The organism is Cyanobacteriota bacterium (genome assembly GCA_025054735.1).
In the GTDB taxonomy this organism is placed as follows: Bacteria; Cyanobacteriota; Cyanobacteriia; order SKYG9; family SKYG9; genus SKYG9.
Window position 1 is genome coordinate 1 of sequence record JANWZG010000430.1, and the last position, 3,169, is coordinate 3,169.

At 48.7% G+C, this 3,169-nt stretch carries 5 protein-coding genes; 4 read left to right on the forward strand and 1 reads right to left on the reverse strand.

The features are described 5' to 3' along the window. Positions 1–19: 19 nt before the first annotated feature. The 4 genes from NZ772_16295 (at position 20) to NZ772_16310 (ending at position 2,942) form a co-directional block, all read left to right on the forward strand. Positions 20–364, forward strand: coding sequence for a DUF1815 family protein (locus NZ772_16295; GenBank protein MCS6815115.1), 345 nt, complete (start codon positions 20–22; stop codon positions 362–364). Positions 365–375: 11 nt separating this feature from the next. Next, positions 376–927 (forward strand): FHA domain-containing protein, encoded by a 552-nt coding sequence (locus NZ772_16300; protein ID MCS6815116.1) that lies wholly within the window; start codon positions 376–378, stop codon positions 925–927. 124 nt (positions 928–1,051) lie between these two features. Beyond that, positions 1,052–1,675, forward strand: coding sequence for a 4'-phosphopantetheinyl transferase superfamily protein (locus NZ772_16305; protein MCS6815117.1), 624 nt, complete (start codon positions 1,052–1,054; stop codon positions 1,673–1,675). 55 nt (positions 1,676–1,730) lie between these two features. Next, positions 1,731–2,942 carry a class I SAM-dependent methyltransferase gene (locus NZ772_16310; GenBank protein ID MCS6815118.1) on the forward strand — a complete coding sequence of 404 codons (1,212 nt, stop codon included), beginning with the start codon at positions 1,731–1,733 and terminating at the stop codon, positions 2,940–2,942. A 31-nt stretch (positions 2,943–2,973) separates the two neighbouring features. On the opposite strand, the gene NZ772_16315 is transcribed toward NZ772_16310, so the two are convergent. Continuing rightward, on the reverse strand, positions 2,974–3,169 hold a 196-nt coding region (locus tag NZ772_16315; protein ID MCS6815119.1), incomplete at its 5' end, for a hypothetical protein.

Below are 3,169 nucleotides of genomic sequence, written 5' to 3' on the forward strand. Positions count from 1 at the left end.
GTTGAGAGGAGGCTAAGTCATGTTTGTCAGGCTAGCAGAGCAGCATCGTCAGTTTGTGCAGGATCTGGTTATGAATCTGCAAGCACTGGCAATCGTGCTGGAACGTCGAGGCTATTTAGCATCGTGCTACACCTGCGGTGGACAGATGAATAGCGCATCGTTTATGGTGAGCCTAGGTGATAACCATTTGATTCGGTTCTTAGTTTCTGACTATGGGATTACGTGGACAGAGATGCGTGACGATCGTGAGTTGATGAAGCTTGAAGGAGCAGAAGCCATTAGCCAACTCCAAGAGCTAGCTAACTTGATTAAGTATTCAGCACAGATTTCTGAACCCGCTATCCCAGCTAAGACCCGCACCTAGCAGTTCATTGTTTGGCACTTACTGTATTTATGGAATCATCAAGCAGCACGGTAGAACCTACATCTGGAGTGTTTGCAACGGGTGTAAACATTCGCTATGTTCAAGGCATGGTGGATTCTGACCAGCGTCCTTACTTGCTTACTAACCTGATTGAGGGTAAAACTTTGGCTCTACATCAACCGCAGAAGATGTGGACAATTGGGCGTGGACGCAATCGGGTTGCCCTATGGTTGAAAGATAAGCAGCTATCTCGCTACCATGCTGTTATTCAATATGTTGACTACCAAGGTTTTTTCTTGGTTGATCTAGGTAGTACTAATGGCTCTCAAGTAAACGGACAACCGATTCAAGGGCGAGTTTTTCTGCGCGATGGCGATCGCGTCAGCATTGGCAGCACCGATTTCACCTTCTTTCAGCAGCAAGATGTGCGGCAGGCAATCATCGTTCCCCCTGAGATTGTTGACCAGGTTAAGTCTCTAGAGCCAGTCATGACCTTGCTGCCTGAGCGTACTAGCGCATCTGACCTGAGCGATGATGATGACGACGATGATGATGATTACTGATATTCCTAAAGTTCCTAGTTAAGTGCCTGGAATTGCTCCAGTTGAATGGAAGATACCATCAGCAAGGCTAGAGTGGCTCACAGCGACCGATACTCATGTCTGGCGATATTGGTTGGCACAACCAATGACTCTGATTCAAACCTTGAATGAGTATCTTTCCCCCGATGAGCGCCAGCGGGCTGAACGATTTCGGTTTCCGCGCGATCGCCAACGCTTTGTTGCGGGTCGGGGCTGGCTGCGTACCCTCTTGGCTCGTTATCTGAATATAACGCCAACATTAGTTCAGTTTGAATATCTCTCCCATGGCAAGCCTGTGCTAGTCAACGACCCTACAATCCAGTTCAACCTATCCCATTCCCAAGACCTAGCACTTTGTGTTGTTACCCGTCAACATGCTGTTGGCATTGATGTGGAATATCTACGCCCAGTGGCCGCCAATGATATAGCACAGCGGTTCTTTCGCCCTAACGAATGGACTACCCTAGCAACCCTCAACCCTGAAGAGCAACAGAGTGCATTCTTTCGCTATTGGACCTGTAAGGAGGCTTATCTAAAAGCTTGCGGGGATGGACTAGGTAAATTGCAGAGTGTAGAGGTCTCGTTAGGCAATCAAGCACAACTAATTTGGTTAGAAAACGATCGCGGCCAGCAATGGTTTCTACAGGAGTTTCAACCTGCCCATGGCTATACGGCTGCTCTAGTTGTAGCCACAGCCCAGCCTAACCTTCACTTTTGGGATGCTGCCTAGGCAGTTGCAATCACCCTAACTGTAGAGACATCAGTCAACTCGTTAGCGACTTGTTATGGGACATCCACACCTAGTTCAATTCATCACTCACCAGATTGCGCAGCATCCGGAGCATCGGGTTACCTTTGCCCAGTTTATGGAATGGGTTTTGTATCATCCCCAGTGGGGCTATTACTCAAGTCAGAGCGATCGCCTTGGCTTTCAGGGAGATTTTGTCACAGCTCCTCAACTCAGTGTTGATTTTGGCGAACTGTTGGCTGAGCAATTTCAGCAAATGTGGCAGATTTTAGGTCAGCCCGTGCCGTTTACCTTGCTAGAAATGGGTGCTGGACGTGGCACCCTAGCGCGAGACGTTTTGCAGTATATCAAGCAGCATTATCCTGCGATGTGGCTGGGGTTGGAGTATGTGATTGTTGAGCGATCGCCAGCACTAAGGGCAGAGCAACAGCGTCAACTGCAACCATTCCTCAGCCAGGATCCAAATTCAGGCATGGTTCAACCTGTGCGTTGGAGTACCTGGGAAGCAATTGCTCCGGGAACGATCGTGGGCTGTTGCTTTTCTAATGAATTGGTAGATGCGTTTCCTGTACATCGTGTAATTGTGAAGGACAATACTCTCAAAGAACTTTATGTCACAGTAACCGATGCATCTATTCCCTTTACCAATACGATCGCACCGCTCTCTACCACAAAACTGCTTGACTACTTTGACTTAGTAGGGATTGATATTACCCAGTTCCCAGAGGGCTATTGCACAGAGGTGAACTTGGCTGCTGGTGATTGGTTGACAACCATTGCTGAGCGCTTACAGCGCGGTTACGTATTGACGATAGACTATGGCTATTTTGCCGATCGCTACTACAGCCCAACACGTTGTGAAGGCACACTCCAGTGTTATTACCAACACAGCCACCACAATAACCCCTATGTGCATGTCGGACAACAGGATATAACAGCCCATGTGGACTTTACAGCCCTGGAGCGATGGGGCAACCGCCTAGGGCTAGTGAACATTGGTAACCTGGAACAAGCCCTATTTCTCATGGCTCTGGGTTTGGGCGATCGCATTGCTAATCTTGCCAGGCCAGACATCCATGAATCTGCCGACATTCAGGCAATTTTGCGTCGTCGCGAAGCACTACATACCCTAGTTAACCCTATGGGCATGGGCAACTTTAGGGTATTGATTCAAGCGAAAGCACTGACACCGCAGGAAAAAAGCCAACCTTTGCGAGGCTTACAAATTCCTGCCATGCCAACTACCTAAGACTCTATGAACTCCATTAGGATTCTGACGATTAAGATTCTGATGAGCGCCGATGACGAGGATTAGTGACCACCAACTCCAGTTCCCATCCAGGAACTTGGCGTACCCGTTCCACCATGCGCTGCAAATCTTTGCTGCCATTCAAGGTTAGGTTGTCGCGCGTGCGAACTTCGACCGCAACCGCTTTGGAGCCATTGACAGCAATTAAGTCTGGTGAAAGGTCAGAC